Origin of the sequence: Pseudomonas sp. KBS0710, from assembly GCF_005938045.2 — a bacterium.
Classification (GTDB): Bacteria; Pseudomonadota; Gammaproteobacteria; order Pseudomonadales; family Pseudomonadaceae; genus Aquipseudomonas.
Window position 1 is genome coordinate 3,120,541 of sequence record NZ_VCCF02000001.1, and the last position, 17,975, is coordinate 3,138,515.

10 protein-coding genes and 2 riboswitches are annotated in these 17,975 nt (G+C 59.5%); of the genes, 4 read left to right on the forward strand and 6 right to left on the reverse strand.

Annotated elements, in window-relative coordinates; all coding sequences use genetic code 11:
* Nucleotides 1-27: 27 nt before the first annotated feature.
* The 4 genes from FFI16_RS14025 to FFI16_RS14040 form a co-directional block, all read right to left on the reverse strand.
* Nucleotides 28-1,032: an ATP-binding protein gene (locus FFI16_RS14025; protein WP_138815790.1), complete on the reverse strand. Its 1,005-nt coding sequence runs from the start codon at nt 1,030-1,032 to the stop codon at nt 28-30.
* Nucleotides 1,032-4,793 carry a cobaltochelatase subunit CobN gene (gene cobN / locus FFI16_RS14030; protein ID WP_138815789.1) on the reverse strand — a complete coding sequence of 1,254 codons (3,762 nt, stop codon included), beginning with the start codon at nt 4,791-4,793 and terminating at the stop codon, nt 1,032-1,034. The genes FFI16_RS14025 and cobN overlap by 1 nt, the downstream gene beginning before the upstream one ends.
* A 3-nt stretch (nt 4,794-4,796) precedes the next feature.
* Nucleotides 4,797-5,864, reverse strand: a complete 1,068-nt coding sequence (gene cobW, locus FFI16_RS14035; RefSeq protein WP_138815788.1) for a cobalamin biosynthesis protein CobW — start codon at nt 5,862-5,864, stop codon at nt 4,797-4,799.
* A 92-nt stretch (nt 5,865-5,956) separates the two neighbouring features.
* Nucleotides 5,957-6,157: riboswitch (cobalamin riboswitch) on the reverse strand.
* 65 nt (nt 6,158-6,222) lie between these two features.
* On the reverse strand, nt 6,223-12,081 hold the full coding sequence (locus FFI16_RS14040) for a DUF3320 domain-containing protein (RefSeq protein WP_138815787.1): 5,859 nt from the start codon (nt 12,079-12,081) through the stop codon (nt 6,223-6,225).
* Between the two features lie 221 nt (nt 12,082-12,302).
* A riboswitch (cobalamin riboswitch) is annotated at nt 12,303-12,516 on the forward strand.
* Between the two features lie 95 nt (nt 12,517-12,611).
* Here FFI16_RS14040 and FFI16_RS14045 point away from each other — a divergent pair.
* The 4 genes from FFI16_RS14045 to cobM all read left to right on the forward strand — a co-directional run bounded on the left by FFI16_RS14045 (nt 12,612) and on the right by cobM (nt 14,718).
* Nucleotides 12,612-12,800 (forward strand): CbtB-domain containing protein, encoded by a 189-nt coding sequence (locus FFI16_RS14045; RefSeq protein ID WP_138815786.1) that lies wholly within the window; start codon nt 12,612-12,614, stop codon nt 12,798-12,800.
* Nucleotides 12,801-12,811: 11 nt separating this feature from the next.
* Nucleotides 12,812-13,513: a CbtA family protein gene (locus tag FFI16_RS14050; protein ID WP_138815785.1), complete on the forward strand. Its 702-nt coding sequence runs from the start codon at nt 12,812-12,814 to the stop codon at nt 13,511-13,513.
* Nucleotides 13,510-13,902: a cobalamin biosynthesis protein gene (locus FFI16_RS14055; RefSeq protein WP_138815784.1), complete on the forward strand. Its 393-nt coding sequence runs from the start codon at nt 13,510-13,512 to the stop codon at nt 13,900-13,902. Before FFI16_RS14050 ends, FFI16_RS14055 begins: the two co-directional genes overlap by 4 nt.
* 69 nt (nt 13,903-13,971) lie before the next feature.
* Entirely contained in the window at nt 13,972-14,718 is a 747-nt protein-coding gene (cobM, locus tag FFI16_RS14060; protein WP_138815783.1) for a precorrin-4 C(11)-methyltransferase, read from the forward strand.
* Between the two features lie 208 nt (nt 14,719-14,926).
* Here the strand turns inward: cobM and nfuA are convergent, their stop codons facing one another.
* Both nfuA and FFI16_RS14070 read right to left on the reverse strand, forming a co-directional pair.
* On the reverse strand, nt 14,927-15,511 hold the full coding sequence (nfuA, locus tag FFI16_RS14065) for a Fe-S biogenesis protein NfuA (RefSeq protein WP_017136914.1): 585 nt from the start codon (nt 15,509-15,511) through the stop codon (nt 14,927-14,929).
* A 94-nt stretch (nt 15,512-15,605) separates the two neighbouring features.
* Nucleotides 15,606-17,897 (reverse strand): fatty acid cis/trans isomerase, encoded by a 2,292-nt coding sequence (locus tag FFI16_RS14070; RefSeq protein WP_138815782.1) that lies wholly within the window; start codon nt 17,895-17,897, stop codon nt 15,606-15,608.
* Nucleotides 17,898-17,975 lie beyond the last annotated feature (78 nt).

Genomic DNA, 17,975 nt, shown 5'->3' on the forward strand with positions numbered 1-17,975 from the left:
CCCCCGCGTCAGGTCGAGGGCGAATGCCTAGGGCTTTTTTGGCCAGGCGGGTACTTCCCGGCGGGCGCCCGTGGGCAATGCGGGCGCGGGCATATCGCCCCACTGGCCCTGGCCCTGGCCGGGTGACGGGTCAGACGGTTTTGCAGCCTGGCCTTGATCGGGCGGGCTTGTCGACGCTGACTGCGGTTGGCGGCGATGGCGCAAGGCGAACTCGGCTACCGCTTCAATATCTTCTTCGGCGATGGCAGCCGCGCCGCGCCAGGCGGCATGGGCACGGGCACCGCGCAACCAGACCAGGTCGGCGCGCAAGCCGTCGACACCGGCGGCAAAGCACCGTTCGGTGATCTGCGCCAAGGCCTGGTCGTCCAGTTCAATGCTGTCGAGCCGCTGGCGCGCTTGGGTGCAACGCTCACGCAGCGCCGCCTGTGGTTCGTCCCACTGGCGGCAGAACGCAGCCGGGTCGCTATCGAAATCCAGGCGGCGCCGGATGATCTGCCCGCGCTCACTGGGCAAGGTCTGCCCGCCGAGCGCCACATTGAAGCCGAAGCGGTCGAGCAGTTGCGGGCGCAACTCGCCCTCCTCCGGGTTCATGGTGCCGATCAGCACAAAGCGCGCCGAATGACGATGGGAGATACCGTCGCGCTCGATCAGGTTGGTGCCGCTGGCAGCCACATCCAATAGCAGGTCCACCAGGTGATCGGGCAGTAAATTGACCTCATCGACATACAACACACCACCATCGGCCTTGGCCAATACACCAGGGGAAAACTGCGCCCGGCCCTCGCCCAGCGCAGCGTCCAGGTCCAGGGTGCCGACCAGGCGCTCTTCGGTGGCGCCCAGCGGCAAAGTGACGAATTGGCCGCTGGCCAACAGGTCCGCCAGGCCACGCGCCAGGGTCGACTTGGCCATGCCGCGCGGGCCTTCGATCAGCACGCCGCCGATTTTCGGGTCGATGGCGGTCAGGCACAGCGCCAGTTTCAGGTCGTCGGCGCCGACCACGGCGGACAGCGGGAAATGGGGAATATCGGTCATCAGCTGTCTTCTTCTATGTCCAGCAACAGGTTTTCCAACGCCTCGCGGTACGCGCCAGGCTCCTGCCACAGGCCGCGCTGCTGGGCTTCGAGCATGCGCTCGGTCATGTCGCGCAGCGCCGCCGGGTTGTGCTGTTGCACAAAGGCGCGGGTGTCGGCGTCGAGCAGGTAAGCGTCGGCAAGCAAAGCGTATTGGTGATCGTCGATCAGCGCAGTGGTGGCGTCGAATGCGAACAGGTTGTCCACCGTGGCCGCCATCTCGAATGCGCCTTTGTAACCGTGGCGTTTCACGCCGTCGATCCACTTGGGGTTGGCAGCACGGGAGCGGATCACCCGGTTGAGCTCTTCCTTCAAGGTGCGGATCTTCGGCAGGTCCGGCTGGCTGTGGTCGCCATGGTAGCTGGCGGCCTTTTCGCCGCTCAGGGTTTCCACGGCGGCGAGCATGCCGCCCTGGAATTGGTAATAATCGTTGGAATCGAGCAGGTCGTGTTCGCGGTTGTCCTGGTTTTGCATTACCGCCTGCACCTGGCTCAGGCGCTGGGCGAATTGTTCGCGGGCGGCAGTTCCCTCGTCGGAGCCGCCATAGGCGTAGCCGCCCCAGTTCAGATAGACCTCGGCCAAATCTTCACGGCTTTGCCATAAGCGACCGTCAATCGCGCCCTGCACGCCTGCGCCATAGGCGCCAGGTTTGGCGCCGAAGATGCGCCAGCCGGCCTGCTTCGCAGCCGCCGCTTCATCCAGGCCCGACTCGAGCAACGCTTCACGCTCACTGCGCACCTTGGCGGCCAGCGGGTTCATATCGTCCGGTTCATCCAGCGCCGCCACCGCCTGCACCGCCGCATCGAACAGGCGGATCAGGTTGGCGAAGGCATCGCGGAAGAACCCGGACACGCGTAGCGTCACATCGACCCGTGGGCGATCCAACAGGCTGATCGGCAGGATTTCAAAGTCATCCACGCGCTGGCTGCCCGTGGCCCACACCGGGCGCACGCCCATCAGCGCCATGGCCTGGGCGATATCGTCGCCACCGGTGCGCATGGTGGCTGTGCCCCATACAGACAGGCCGAGCTGGCGCAGGTGGTCGCCATGGTCTTGCAAGTGCCGTTCAAGGATCAGATTGGCGGATTGAAAGCCGATGCGCCAGGCCGTGGTGGTGGGCAAGTTGCGCACATCCACGCTGAAGAAATTACGCCCGGTGGGCAGCACATCCAGGCGCCCGCGACTTGGCGCACCGCTGGGGCCAGCCGGTACGAAACGACCGCTCAGGGCATCCAGCAGGCCGCGCATTTCGGCGGGGCCGCAGGCATCGAGGCGCGGCGCGACAACAATGCGCAGGCTCTCGATGACCGATTTCACGTCCTCCCAGCCGGGTTCTTCGAGCTGTTCGAGCGGGCCTTCCAGTGCCTGCTCGATCAGTCGCGCGGCATACAGCTCCAGGCGTTCACGGGTGTCGCCGGCGGTGCGCCACAGCTGCGCGTCGATCTTCTGCAACACCTCGGGCCGGCGCCCGGTCCAGGGTTCGGCCAGGGCGCAGTCCAACGGGTCGAAGCCCAGGTCAAAGGCTTTGGCCAACACCCGCAACAGGCTCGATTGCGGGCCACGGCCATCGCCACGGGGAATGCGCAGCAGGGCCAGCAAGGTGTCGATCCGCAGGCGGCCCTCGGGCGACTCGCCAAAAATATGCAGGCCGTCGCGGATCTGCGACTCCTTCAAGTCACACAGGTAGGTGTCCAGGCGCGGCAGCCAGACCGCCGCGTCGGCGTCGTTATCCAGCTCAAGTTCCTGGTCGATACGGGTTTCGCGCACCAGCTTGAGAATGTCCTTTTGCAGCTCGAGGGCACGGCGCGGGTCAAGCAGCTGCGCTTCGTAATATTCGTCTGCCAACAGCTCCAGGTTACGCAGCGGGCCGTAAGTTTCGGCGCGGGTCAGCGGCGGCATCAAGTGGTCAATGATCACCGCCTGGGTGCGGCGCTTGGCCTGGGCGCCTTCGCCTGGGTCATTGACGATAAACGGGTAGATATTCGGCAACGGCCCGAGCAGCGCATCCGGCCAGCACTGTTGCGACAGCCCGACACCCTTGCCCGGCAGCCATTCAAGGTTGCCATGCTTGCCCACATGGATCACGCCATGGGCGCCGTAGGTGTGGCGCAACCAGAAGTAGAACGCGAGGTAGCCGTGGGGCGGTACCAGGTCGGGGTCGTGGTACACCGCGCTGTGGTCCACCTGATAACCGCGTGCCGGCTGAATGCCGACAAAGGTCAGGCCCAGGCGCAGGCCGGCGATCATCATGCGGCCGTCGCGGCACATCGGGTCGTTGTAGGGCGCGCCCCAACGTTCCAGGACGGCCTGGCGATTGGCTTCGGGCAAGCGCTGGAACATCGCCTCGTAGTCGTCCAGGCCCAGGCTTTGATGACACGGGCGCAGGTCGAGGCTGTCGAGGTCGTTGGTGACGCCGCCGAGCAGTTCATGGATCAAGGCCGTGCCGTTGGCGGGCAACTCACTCGGCACCGGGTAACCTTCGGCTTGCAGCGCACGCAGGATATTCAGCGCCGCCGCCGGCGTATCCAGGCCTACGCCATTGCCGATGCGGCCGTCGCGGGTCGGGTAATTGGCGAGGATCAGTGCGATGCGTTTGTCGGCATTCGGTACCCGCGCCAGTTCAACCCAGCGCCGCGCCAGTTCGGCAACAAAATCCATGCGCTCCGGCGCTGCGCGGTAGCACACCACGTCGGATTGGCTGCGCTCGCTGCGCCAGGCCAAATCCTTAAAGCTGATGGGCCGGCTGATAATGCGCCCGTCCAGCTCCGGCAAGGCAATGTGCATGGCCAGGTCGCGTGGCCCCAGACCTTGTTCACTCGCCTCCCAGCCGGGCTGGTTGTCTTGGGCGCAAATCGCCTGGATCACCGGGATATCGCGGCGAAACGGCCGCAGGTGCGGGGCCTCGGGGCTGGATTGAGCAAAGCCGGTGGTGTTCAAGATTACCGCCGCCTGCACTTCATCGAGCCAGTCTTCGACCACCGTCAGGCAGCCGGGCTCTTTCAAACTGGCCACCGCTATCGGCAGCGGGTTAAGACCCGCCGCCTGCAAGCGTTGGCAGAAAACATCGATAAAACCGGTATTGGCCGCCTGCAGGTGCGAGCGGTAGAACAATACCGCCGCCACCGGCCAGTCGGCGTGCCAATCGGCCTGCCAGTCGTTCAGCCGTGGGTGGGGTTTATGCGGGTGATAAATGGCTGTGCGCGCCAGGGTTTGCGGCTCGTCCCAAGCGTAGTCGCGACCCAGGTGGCTGCTGGCCAGGCAACGATAAAAATCCAGCGCATTGCCCAAGCCGCCCTGGCGCAGGAAGTGCCAGAGGCGATCGCGTTCAGCCGTGCCAACGGTGCTTAAGCCGCTGAGCTCCGGGTCGGGGCGATCATCGCCCGGCACCAGAATCAGCTGCACGCCACGCTCGGCCAACTCCACCAGCCGCTCAATGCCGTAGCGCCAGTAACCGATGCCGCCGTGCAGTGAAATCAGGATGACCTTGGCGTGGCGCAGCACCTCGTCGACGTAGAGGTCGACCGAGGCGTGGTTCTGCACCTGCATGGGGTTGGCCAGGCGAAAGCTGGGGTAGTCGTCGGGCAACTGCTGGCCAGCCTCGGCCAACAGTGCAAGGCTGGAGTCACCGCTGCACAGGATCACCAGCTCGGCAGGGGTTTGGCCAAGGTCGGCAATATTGTCGTCCGAAACGAAACCACCCGGCTGAGTCCTGAGCAGGTGCATGGGTTAAACGCTGAGCGCTGCGCGCAATTGCGCTTCGAGGCCCGCCGCGTCCAGTTCCTGGCCGATCAGCACCAGACGCGTGATGCGCGCTTCGTCGGCGCCCCAGGCGCGGTCGAAGTGTTTGTCGAAACGCGTGCCCACACCCTGGATCAACAGGCGCATCGGCTTGTTCGGGATCGCCGCAAAGCCTTTGACGCGCAGAATGCCGTGTTGCACCACCAACTGGGTCAGGGCATCGAGCAACAGTACTTCGTCGGCCTGCGGCAGGTCGATGGAGATGGAGTCGAACGCATCGTGGTCGTGATCGTGGTCGTCTTCGCCGTCATGGTGATGATCGTGATGGCTGTGGCGGCCGTCGATGTGCTCTTCGGAACCGGCGCCCAGACCGATCAGCACGTCCAGTGGCAAGCGACCGCTGCTGGCTTCGATGATCTTCACGGCCGGCGGCAGTTCCTCGGCGACTTCCAGGCGCACGCGGGCCAGGTCTTCAGGGCTGATCAGGTCGGATTTGTTGAGGATCACCAGGTCGGCGCTGGCCAGTTGGTCGGCAAACAGCTCGTGCAAGGGCGATTCGTGGTCCAGGTTCGGGTCGAGTTTGCGCTGGGCGTCAACCTGGTCCGGGAAGGCGGCGAAGGTGCCGGCGGCTACGGCCGGGCTGTCGACCACGGTGATTACTGCGTCAACCGTGCAGGCGCTGCGGATTTCCGGCCACTGGAAGGCTTGCACCAACGGCTTTGGCAGGGCCAGGCCCGAGGTTTCGATAAGGATATGGTCGAGGTCGCCGCGACGTGCCACCAGCTCGCGCATGACCGGGAAGAATTCTTCCTGCACGGTGCAGCACAGGCAGCCGTTGGCCAGTTCGTAAACGCGGCCGTTGGCTTCTTCTTCGGTGCAACCGATGGAGCACTGCTTGAGGATCTCACCGTCAATGCCCAGTTCGCCGAACTCGTTGACGATCACGGCGATGCGACGGCCTTGGGCGTTGTCGAGCATGTGGCGCAGCAAGGTGGTTTTACCCGAGCCGAGGAAGCCGGTAACGATGGTGACGGGGAGTTTGGCCAGTGTTTTCATCGGATGCCCTTGGGGGGCGGGCATACGGGACGATAGACCCTGCGACGGCGCGCAGCAGCGGATTTCGTCACCGGATCACCCCGCCCGGTTAAGTAGAAAATCGGTTACGAGGCAGGTCTCCTGGCTTGGGGTTTGCAGGTCTTGCGACCCGCGCTGGCTGCGCCTTCCCGCCGTTATGGCAGTGGCGTGGCAGGCAGATAAACCCTTCACAGTTGCGGGGGCAGCCGCGGCTTTGACCGCGTTCCCTTCTTAGCTTCGGCGTGGGCCGAAGAACCTCGAAGGTGCAAGGCTACGCAGTGCAAGGGGGATGGTCAATGTCGGCGATTTTTGGTCACCGACACGTCACCGAATCCTACGCTTAAAAATTCGCCGCCGACTTGACCACTGACTCAATTCGCTCACGCGCCGCACTCGTCAAACGCTTCACGCCAAACGTCTTGGCAATTTCCAAGGGTTGGTCGCCCGCAGAAATCAAAGCGGCCACGAGCAACAACTCTTCAGCCGCGATCTCTTCGACAGAGCGAGCATCGTCGAGCGCACTCGGCGTCCGGTAGAGATTCCAAGTCAATACATCGTTTTCACTGTGCCAGACGAATTGCCCATCCACTGGATCACTTTTCAGATGGTGGTGTCGCTCGGTCAGCTCAAGGACTCGCTCTCGAATCAAACGACCGGACCGTTGAAACCCATGTGCCCTTGCGATTCGCTGTACTAGCAACGAATCCAGAATCGGTGCTTCATACTCCAACACATGGGAAATCAGCTCAGTCAAAACCGGATCGTAGGCTTCCGTATAAAAAGCATCCGCACGAATTTTGCTTTTTATGCTTGTGAAGTCAGTAACACGGTATTCACCCCTGACGGCAGGATTGGCTGAAACAGCGATTCCCCTAGCGACCTTGAGCTCCGGCAACTCACTGACCGCCGCTTCATCGTCAACGCCTGCTACCACGTATCCAGCCTCCTGACCCAGAATAGGCAACGATGGGCTACTGACGATCACCTCCACTAGAGGCACCGGTACTTGCGGGGTATCCGGGATAGTAATCTCGGGCAGAACTCGAGATTCCGCCAAAAGCGCGTCAAGTGCAGCGTGCAGGCGATCCAGCGCCCCGGACTTGTCTATCCACCAGTCGGTTGACCACACACGAACCAGATTCCAGCCCAGACCTTTCAAAATCGCGCTTCGGACCTTATCTCGATCTCGCGCCGTCGCTGCACTATGATAAGTCGCGCCATCACATTCCACTCCTGCAAGGTAATCACCAGGCCGGTCTGGGTGGACAATACCCAAATCCAGGCGGAAACGGGATACGCCGATCTGCGGAACGACTTGCCAGCCTTTACGCCTCAAACCTTGGGCGACGGCCTCTTCAAACGGCGAATCGTACCCGCCTACCGAGCCTTGAATTGCCTCGGCCAAGGCCCGTGGCCCACGTTGCGCAAACTCAATAAAGTGCTTCAGATCCCGCACAGCTCTCGCGTTGGTACGATTCAAGTCGATCATCGAAGCGTCGAAAGACGAAAAAACCAACATTTCCCTGCGAGCCCGAGTAATGGCGACATTCAACCGACGCCAGCCGCCCTCTTTATTCAATGGGCCGAAGTTCATCGACATGACCTGAGCTCCGGGCTCAGTAGGCCCGTATCCAATGCCCAGCATGATCAAATCACGCTCATCGCCTTGCACGGTTTCCAAGTTCTTTACGACAACAGGTTCCGGCAAATCGTCTTGAAAGAACGGTTCGATCTGTGGAAATTGTTGCCGCGCCTTATCCAGCAGGTCTGTAATCAAGCGTTGTTGATCGCTGTTGAGCGTAATGATACCAATCGTATGACCCGCCGCTATAAAGATCGGATCCATCAAGCGCTTGACCGTTTCGGTGACAATAGCCTCGGCCTCAGCCTGGTTATGACGTCCTTTCCCCTTCGCATAAACACCGTCAACGCGCCGCCACTCCACCGTGCTCGCACGGGTCTGAGCAGCCGGAAACGTGATCAAATTGCTGTCGTAGTAGCGATGATTGGAAAACGCGATCAGGCTCTCGTGACGGCTACGGTAGTGCCAGCTGAGGCTATGGCTTGGAATACCTGCACCCAGGCATTCGTCTAGGATACTTTCCATGTCTTCTGCTGTGTCATCCTCAGAAGCAGATGCCGCACGATTGAAAAAATTAGTCGGTGGCATTTGGCGCGGGTCGCCCGCAATCACCACCTGTTTGCCTCTGGCAATCGAGCCAATAGCATCCCAAGGCGCTATCTGCGAGGCCTCATCGAAAATCACCAGGTCAAAAAGCTGGAGATCCGCCGGTAGGTACTGGGCGATCGATAGTGGGCTCATCAGCATGCATGGCGCGAGCTTAGGCAGCGCATCACCCATCTCAATAGCCAGTTGGCGCACTGGCTTGTGACGCCGAGACTTCTGTAGCTCATGCTTCAATATGCCAAAACCACCTTGTTTACCGATTTCATTTTTTGATGGAATCAGGCCGCAAAGTTTCGCGCGAATGTAACGCACAGTCAGCTTGGAGAGATCTTCATCCAAGCGCACAAACGCCTCGATATCACTGGCGTGTTCAACGGGTACAAAGTTTCGTAATAACGGCTCTGCATCAATGGATCGTGTCGCAAACCAACGCGCATAGGCTGTTTCAAACACATCCAGGGTGCCCCCTTCAGGCAACGCATTCGCTGCCAGGGCATTGCTCAAAGGTTGCAACCCCACCGCTAGCGCCTCGTCCCTGACTCGACACCAATCGCACCAGGCCTTTAGTTTTGAGGATTGACGAGTAATCGCGCTGGAAGTATCAAAAAGGGCTTCTATTGACAACTTGGCTTCATAGGGTCGATTACACAGCTCGTAGAACCGCCGAGTGGCTTGATTGAAGTCCGACAGTGCATCTTTTAACACATGCAGCGCCGATGAAATGAAACCACCCGCCCCGAGCAGCTCATTGGCTTTCACGACCAGCTTTTCAGTCATCTCACGCAGGGAAATCAGGTGTTCCGGCGATTGAGCGCTAGCGCTGATGATTGCCCTCAAGCGCTCACCCAGCTCGCAGGCCGCCGTCATGGCAGCACCGTCACTGGCTAAACCGCTCCACCCAGGGATTGAGGTCAAATCTGATGATACGCCGTCCAGTGCGGCGACTAAGGCTTGCATTTCACTGAGTAGGGGTAGATCCGCCTCAACATCCGGCATTCCAACCGCACCACCTTCGCTGGCAAGATGTTTGGCAACTTTTTTCTTACCCAAGGCTGCGAGGAACCAAAACTTTTGCTTAGCCTGGCTCCATTCATCCTTGAACGCGGTAACGTCGAGGGTACGACATGCACCTTCTTCATATCGAACAGAAAGCGAACTTTCGATCGCCCGATAATCAGCTAGAAGCTGCACCGCTTTCTTTGCCGAACTGATCTTGGCGCTAACATTCAGAGTAAAGACAAACGAGAGATCAATTCCATGAGCGTCAATCAGCGAGGTGACGAACCGCTCAAGCTGCTCGAACTCCTCTGTATTGTCGACGGCGAGCGGCAGACTCGTTGACTTGAGCAGGTTGGTCGCCGCGACCTTGAGTCGTTGTATTTTTTCTGGCATCTCGCGCGCGGCAACGACAATTGTTTCCTGCCATCCATTCGACCAGTCAGTGGGCGCCATCAATGCAAAGTCGTTCGAAAGCTCACGCGCGGCTTGACTGTTCAAATCAAGACGTCGCGCCAGATCTTTCATCATCGAGTAAGCGTGTGCGTCGTGAACGGTTCCCTCCGGCCAAATCAGGCGCGGTAACGATTCATTCCAGTCCCGCACCACTCGCCCGACGGCCTGATGTACCGACAAACCGCTGGGTGAACGTTGATGAAGCAGCTCGACAATTTGATTAAGTCGGTTTCGCAACTTATGCAGTTTTGCAGTTTCAGCGGCCCATTCATCCGTGCTCAGGGCATCGCGAACGTCCCACGCGCGCTCTAACTGCTTGAGCACTTCGACCTTGGAGGTTTTGCTGGAGTGAAGCTCAAGGCAAAACTCGCCTAGCCCCTTTTCTTCAAGCCTGCGGTAAACCACATCGAGCGCGGCCATTTTTTCTGCAACAAACAACACTCTGCGGCCCAGTGCCAGATTGTGCGCGATCATATTGGCAATGGTTTGCGACTTACCGGTGCCCGGTGGACCATCGAGTACAAAGTCGCAACCACTGGATGACGCAACGACGGCGGACAGTTGAGAAGAGTCTGCCGGCAACGGCGTAAATAGATTGGCGGGATTGACCTTGCGGTCCAGCTCATGAGGTTGTGGAAAGTCACCCGAGGTCGCATAGCCGTCGCCGCCGAGGCTTCTCTCAAGCAAGTGTTTAACCATCGGGCTTTTCAGCAACTGGTCTGAACGAGCCGCCAAATCTTGCCACATAAGGTATTTGGCGAATGAGAATGTGCCAAGTACCAGTTCTGTAGTGACTTCAAACCCTGGTACATCCCTGACAGCACGCCTCACGATGTTCCAGATGCCAGCTACATCGATACCACTGTCATCTGTTGGAAGCTCGCCATCCAGCCCTGGAATGACGAGCTCAAAGTCGTGCCGAAGCAATTCAAGCAAAGTCAGGTTGAAGCGCGGCTCATCTTCCAAGAGCGTCATCGTCACGCCGGACAAAGCACTCTTACGATCAAGCTTTACCGGCAGCAGAATCAACGGTGCTGAATAGGTTTTTTGGTCATCCGCCGATTTTTTCCACTTCAGAAAGCCCAAGGCGAGAAACAAGGTATTTGCGCCGCCCTCGTCAAGATCGCTTCGGGCCTTGCGATACAATTCGATCATGGCGGTTTCAAGCTTCGCTTTCTCAAGCGTGGCGAGCACCTCGCCTCTGTTCAGAGCTGCCCTAGCATACTCATCGCGCAGGCTCTCACGATTTTGCTGCTCATACAGTGCGGCGTCTCGTCCCCCGGCCTCAAGGTCTGGTACCGAGACAATTCGAATGCGCTTGCCACTGGACAACTGATCTTCTAACTCAGCCGGATCGGGGCAAATCAGTCGGACACCCTTGCCACTATCCGGCAAATGCAGGAGCCGGTTGCGAGTGGTTAAATCTAACAGTTTGCGTTGCCACAAAGTGAGCTTGCCAGCGGGCGAATCCGAATCTGCAGAGAGCTCAATATCAAACGGTGGCAGTGATGGGGCGCCCTCCAACCCTTCTTCCACAGACTCAGTGCCTTGGTCGATATCCAACTTATTAATGGAGGCTGAAGTTGCTAAAGGTCGGATACGCTGCATGCGTGCACGATGCAGGTCAATGGCCATGATGAAATCGTCATCATTGATTTGGCGCTCAGCCGCACTAATAGTCTGACTGAAACTCGGCACTGGAAATTGAGTGGCAAGAGTGGTTTCGAAAACCAATGCCTCTTTCAAGTCAATGCGCTTGCGGACCGCAGCCGCCTCGTCAGTGATGAGTTGGGAAAACTCTTGCGGCTGAAGCCAAACGCCAACAAATGCATGACCTTTGGTAAGAATCAACAGTGCGTTGAGACCCGCCTGCTCCAGCGCTGCAGCAAACAACAACGCAGTGTCCAAACACGTAGCAACACGACCTTCCAGAATAAGCCCAGGGGGTCGAATCTTTTGTCCACGCGTTTCAAAACTTGCCGGTGGGAGCGCGTAGCTAAGCCGCAAACCGCAAACCGCCGACCAGATGGCCGAAGCCAGTTCCCACGTTCTGGCTCTGGACTTGCGCTCGTATCCGTCAATACCATCCGGTTTGCCGGCGCGCCGCAGTACGTCAGATGCCGATTTAAGTATCCGATCAACTGCCGGGTCATTAGGCATCGCGAACGCGGGCAGAAGCTCCGGCATGGAGTTGACGCCGCCCCACTCGTTCTTGGCAAGAAGCTCCACAGGAAAAGACTGACTCGTCAAGTCCTCACCTTTGCAGCGAAGTCGCAAAACAAGAGTTGCTGCCAAGCTTTCGGAAAGATCCGCGAGATAACCTGCATTCAATGTCAGGTTTCGATCTGAAATATGCAAGGTGGAATCTTTGCCCAAACGGTCCAGACGCCACATCTTGCCTTCCAGGAAAGGAGGATCTGCTACCAGTTCCAACTCAAGATCGTTGTAATCCGCGTCACCATCATTGTGTACCGTCAGCTCGCGCAGAACCGGGACAGCGTTTTGGTGAGAAGCAAAGCCAATCTTGCTGGCGATCACTCCCTCGATCTTGATGGTCATGGACCGTTTCTCCGTGGTGAACTTGACGTAGCGACATCGCGATACAGGCAAAAGAGTGGGCATACTCTCCGACGTGTATATTTTTTGAAACCGCTTTTTTCATGCTGAGACATTCACGCAACGATTTATCTATCTTTTTCAAGCGATAACAGTCTCATCAAATTAAATGTAGCGTTGCATAAACACTCATCAATTTGACTCTATTCATTCAGCCATGCTTTCCTACGCGCCTTGTTTCGGGTGCCCTTCGTTGGGTGAAACGGGAAACCGGTAAATCCTGTGCTTTACTCAAAGCCTTGACCAATCCGGTGCTGCCCCCGCAACGGTAAGCGAGAGAAGTGTCACATCCACTGTGCCGACGGCATGGGAAGGAGACATTTGCAGGCCTTCGGCCCCTCGCAAGCCCGGAGACCGGCCCGAAAAATCAGATAACAAACCCGCGGTGGGCGGGCGCTGTTCAAAACCCTGCGTGCCTGGCTCGCGGGGTTTTCATGCGCTCGTGTCACCCTGAAACCCTGAAGGGACGCGCCATGTCGATCATCAGCAGCACCTCGCACACCGCCAGCAGCACCGCCACCTTGAGCCAACGCCTGAGCGCCGCCATCGGCGCCTCGATCCTCGGCGCGTGCCTGGTGTACTTCGCCGGGTTCTCGCATATCGAGGCGGTACACAACGCAGCCCACGATACCCGCCACAGCGCCGCGTTCCCGTGCCACTGAGGCCTGCCGACATGATCAAACGAATTGCCCAAACCGCAGGTTTCACCGGCCTGCTGGCTGCCCTGTTGCTGACCCTGCTGCAAAGCTTTTGGGTCGCCCCGCTGATTTTGCAGGCGGAAACCTTTGAAAAGGCTCCGGTTGCCGAAGTCGTGCACGAACACGCCGCCGGGGCCGCAGCCCACACCCACGACGCCGTAGCCTGGGAGCCGGAAGATGGCTGGCAGCGTGTGCTGTCGACCACCGGAGGCAACCTGGTGGTAGCGGTGGGTTTCGCGCTGATGCTGGCCGGCCTCTACACCTTGCGTGCGCCGACCCGCACGGCTCAAGGGTTGTTGTGGGGCTTGGCCGGTTACGCGACGTTTGTACTGGCACCCACTTTGGGCCTGCCGCCGGAATTGCCGGGCACCGCAGCCGCCGACCTGGCGCAACGGCAGATCTGGTGGATCGGCACCGCAGCCTCTACCGCTGCGGGTATCGCACTGCTGGTGTTTGGTCGTAGCTGGCTGCTCAAGGTGCTGGGCGTGGCGATCCTGGCCGTGCCCCACGTGATCGGCGCGCCGCAACCGCAAGTGCATTCGATGCTGGCACCCGAAGCCCTGGAAGCGCAGTTCAAGATCGCCTCGCAACTGACCAACGTCGCCTTCTGGCTGGCCTTGGGCTGGATCAGCGCGTGGCTGTTTCGCCGTAACCGCGACGGTCAATACTCGGCATGACGCTGGTGGTCGGCCTGGGTTGCCAGCGCGGCTGTGATGTTCACACCCTGCTCGGCCTGTTTGACGCAGCCCTTGCCGACGGCGGCATAGAACGCCAACGCATCACCGCGTTGGCGAGCATTGATCGCAAACAGGCTGAACCCGGCCTGCTGGCCCTGGCCCGGCTGCTGGAACTGCCCTTGCAGTGTTTCAGTGCAGAACAATTGGCGGGTTATGAAGACCGTTTGAGCCACAAGTCAGCCGTCGCTTTTGCGCATACCGGTTGCTATGGCATCGCCGAAAGCGCGGCCCTGGCCCTGGCTGAACAGCTGTCCCAACGCCCCGCTCGCCTGTTGATCACGCGCAAAAAAACCGCCCAGGCGACGTTTGCATTGGCGTGCGCCGACTAAAATCCCGATAATTGCGCGCCTCGATCATGAGCAACTTTCATGCTCGCCCGTTTTTCAACAGGAACTCCCATGACCGTCTACTTTATCGGCGCAGGCCCCGGCGACCCGGAATTGATCACCGTCAAGGGCCAGCGGCTGATCCGCAGTTGCCCGGTGATCATCTATGCCGGTTCCCTGGTGCCGGCGGCGGTATTGCAAGGTCATCAGGCCGAACAGGTGGTCAACAGCGCCGAGTTGCACCTGGAACAGATCATTGAGTTGATCAAGACAGCCCACGCCAACGACCAGGATGTGGCCCGCGTACACTCCGGCGACCCGAGCCTGTATGGCGCGATTGGCGAGCAGATCCGTTATTTGCGTGAGTTGGGCATCCCCTTCCAGATCATCCCCGGGGTGACGGCGGTGTCGGCTTGCGCGGCGCTGCTGGAGACAGAGCTGACGCTGCCGGACATTGCTCAGAGTGTGATCCTGACCCGTTATGCGGATAAAACCAGCATGCCGGCCGGTGAGGCGTTCGACAGTTTGGCGCAGCATGGCACAACCATGGCAATTCACCTGGGGGTCAACCATCTTGAGAAGATCGTCGCCGAACTGCTGCCGCACTACGGCGCGGACTGCCCGATTGCCGTGGTGCACCGCGCCACGTGGCCGGATCAGGATTGGGTGGTGGGCACCTTGGTGGATATTGCCGCGAAGGTGGCGGCCAAAGGGTTTCGGCGTACGGCGTTGATTGTGGTGGGTCGGGTGCTGGCCAGTGATGGTTTCAGCGAGTCTTCGCTGTATCGCGCGGGGCATGCGCACCTGTATCGCCCCTGAATTCACCGGAACAAACTGTGGGAGCTGGCTTGCCGGCGATAGCGGTGTGTCAGCCACTGGATATGTTGGCTGGTAGGCCGTCATCGCAGGCAAGCCAGCTCCCACAGTTGATCTGATTTGTCAGGCACACAGCGTAAGGCATTGAATTTTAAGCATAAAAAACGGCGCTCACGGGGCGCCGTTTTTTTCTTCGCAGTGAACACCTTACTCAATAGTAGGCATTTTCTTTCTGCGTATGGTCGGTCACGTCACGCACGCCCTTGAGTTCCGGGATACGCTCGAGCAAGGTGCGCTCGATGCCTTCACGCAAGGTCACGTCCGCCTGGCCGCAGCCTTGGCAGCCGCCGCCGAACTTGAGGACGGCGATGCCGTCTTCAACCACATCGATCAAGCTGACCTGACCGCCATGGCTGGCCAGCCCCGGGTTGATCTCGGTTTGCAGGTAATAGTTGATGCGCTCGTTGACCGGGCTGTCGGCGTTGACGTTCGGCACCTTGGCGTTGGGCGCCTTGATGGTCAACTGGCCGCCCATGCGGTCGGTGGCGTAGTCAACCACGGCGTCGTCAAGGAAGGCTTCGCTGAAGTTGTCGATGTACGCGGTGAAGCTTTTAAGCCCCAGGGCGGTGTCTTCAGGTTTCTCTTCCCCAGGCTTGCAGTAGGCGATGCAAGTCTCGGCGTATTGGGTGCCGGGCTGGGTGATAAAGACGCGGATGCCGATGCCTGGGGTGTTCTGCTTGGACAGCAGGTCAGCCAGGTAATCGTGGGCGGCGTCGGTAATGGTTATGGCAGTCATGGAAACTCCTCACAGGCTTGCCGGCAGTTTACGCCAAAATATTACGCAGGTACAAAGTCCGAGTAATTTTGTCGGAAAAGACCCAACTACCTCATCAAAGATTTTCATAGCGATTCATATCCAGCACACCCTCTTCCACCGGCGTCGTCTCGCGGATGTACTGCGACAGGTCGTGAAAGTATTGCCAGAACAGCGGATGACTGCGCCGCACACCCCACCGATCAACAATCTTCTCGAACCGCTTGGCATCCTTGGCGTTCTCCATGGCTGCCACAAACGCCGGCACTTCCTGCGCCGGGAGGTTGAAGATGAAGTTCGGATAGCTGCTAAGCACACCCGGATAAATAGTCACGGTATCCAAACCCGGCTGATAGCGATAAGCCTCACCCAGCAGGAACGCCACATTACTGTGCGCGCGGTTACGCAGCATGCTGTAAACCACGCGCTTGCCGCTGGCGGTCTCGATACGCAGCATGGTCGCCTCAGGCAACTGGTCAATCACCTTGAGCCCCGCCGCCGGGCGTGACGTCAGCCGGCTCAACACCTGCTCGGCATCCTGCAACGCCGGATCAATCCCATCGCGCGAGCAATAAGCACCCGTACAACGGTTGATCGGATCCGGGCTGGCATTCAAATTGCCGTAACGCGTCAATAACTGGTTGGCAAAGTCACGTTTCGGGTCTTTTTCATCCAGATGCAAGCCGCTTGGCTTGTCGTCGTCAATCGCCTCGTAGTCCAGCCACAGCTTGAGCTTGCCGCTGTTCTGGTACCAGTCATCCATAAAGTCATCGCGGGTATCGGCCGGCATCAGGCGCAGGAAGTTCTGCTCGGCGCCGTTGCGGATCAGGTCGAAATACAGCCGGGTCTGGGCCTGGTGCGACACATTGCCGAACACATCGAAATTCACCGCCAGCTGGTAATAGGTGCGCTCCAGCAGCGGATAGTCGAACAACCACATCGTCTGCGGTACTTCGCCAATCAAGCCCTTGGTCACCGAAGCACTGTCGAAATGCCGAAAAATCGACAGCAAGGCATTGTCATTCCCCACCCACAAGGTCGACCAACTCGGCGGCGGCAGGTCCGCATAGCTGTCACGGCGCAACGCTTCGTATTGGTTGCGCTTGTCGCGATACGCCAGCCACAGGCCCAGCACGCTGCCCACGTCATCGTTCTGCCCTGGCATCGCCAGCAACGGTGTGGCCTGCCCACGATAACGTGCATCGGTGATGTACAGGTCGTGGTCCGGGTCCTGGAACAAAGTCCAGAAGTTGTCGCGAATCACATCCGTAGCAATCTGCCCACGGCACACCGGTCCGCGAATAAAGGTGCGCACGAAGTATTCGGCGTTATCCAGCATGAACTGGTAGCGCGCCTTGGCCGGAATGGCTTCGAAGGTCTCGAACGGGTTGGCGCGGCGACCAGGGCCGTAGCCCGGCAACGCGCTCACCTGCCAGTCACCGGAGTAGAAAAGCTCTTTGATCCGCGCCATTTTCGCTGCGCTGAACGGGTAAGTAATGTGGGTTTTATGCACGATAACGCCCTGCACCGGCCACAGGCGGTAATACACCTGGGTGCCTGGGTCATCGTTGGGGCGACGGGTGGCGATCAGGTCGATGGGCTGGCCGCTGGGCGTGCGCGAACGTACCCACTGGAAGAAATGCCCCGGTTCGCCGTTCTCGAAATAAATATGTGCCAGGAACAAATGCTCATACAGCCAGCGCGCCACCAGGCTTTCGCGGGCGCCGGGCTGGTTGAACAGGTTTTCCCACTGCTGCACTTGCAAGGCCTCCTTGGCACTCGGTGCCAGGCCTTGCTCATCAATCGGCGCACCGGAGGCGAGCCAACGCTGCAGGGTCTGGTATTGCTGGTCGGTCAGCCCAGTGACCGCCAATGGCATGCCTTCCTTGGGATGGCTACCTGCGTAGGCATTGAACTCGCCGGGCATGGCGCACATGTTTTGGCGGTTGAGGCCCAATACGATCTCGTCGGGCAGCTTGGCATTCGGTTGCAGCGGCGCGTTGTGCCCCAGTTCCAGCATGCGCGCCATCAACGCGGCCTGGCTGCCTTGGGCGTCGAGTACCGAATAGAAGCCTTTTTGCTGCCAGGCCTGCTTGCCGAATGCGTCATAGAACAAACGCGTGGTCGGCGTGGCCTGGCTACGCTCGCCGTCATACACCGGGGTTTTGCTCGCGCCACGGGCCGCGCCCTCGGCGCTGCCCAGGTTCAACTGGCACGCAGAGTCGTAGCAGGCATGGCAGGCCACGCACTTTTCGGTGAAGATCGGTTGAATGTCGCGGGTATATGAAATCGCCGGGGCGGGTCCGTTGGCCTGCGCAACGCAGGCGACCACTGCCAGGACGGCGCTGGTGAGTAGACGAAGTGACATGTATCCGGTCCCGATTCAATGCGTGCGCTATAAGTGCCGGCAATTCTACCGGGCCAAGACCCGCACCAACATGAACGA